This window comes from Cohnella baijiui (genome assembly GCF_020731285.1).
Taxonomy (GTDB): domain Bacteria; phylum Bacillota; class Bacilli; order Paenibacillales; family Paenibacillaceae; genus Cohnella.
The window spans coordinates 1-209 of sequence record NZ_JAJFOW010000532.1 but is presented as its reverse complement, the minus strand read 5'-3'; the positions used below and the strand labels follow the sequence as shown (position 1 = coordinate 209).

Genomic DNA, 209 nt, shown 5'->3' with positions numbered 1-209 from the left:
ATACGAAAGAAATATGATTTTCTGTGCCGGCTAGGGCGAGTGATTTCCCATTGCGGATGCGGCTGGCCAGAATCGTTCCAATCAGGTTCGCTTGTTTGGCCCCGATTGCTATATGAAATTTGTTTTTGGCGAGTAGTTTTTTCTGTTCCTGCCAGTCAAGCTGATCAACAAATAGCACACCTGTACTTGATCCTTCCGCTGCAATCCCC

The 209-nt window shown here is 46.9% G+C and carries 1 pseudogene; it reads right to left on the bottom strand.

Annotation, left to right across the window (positions count from 1 at the left end):
- Nucleotides 1-209, bottom strand: a pseudogene (locus LKX83_RS33685) (suppressor of fused domain protein); the annotation flags it as partial.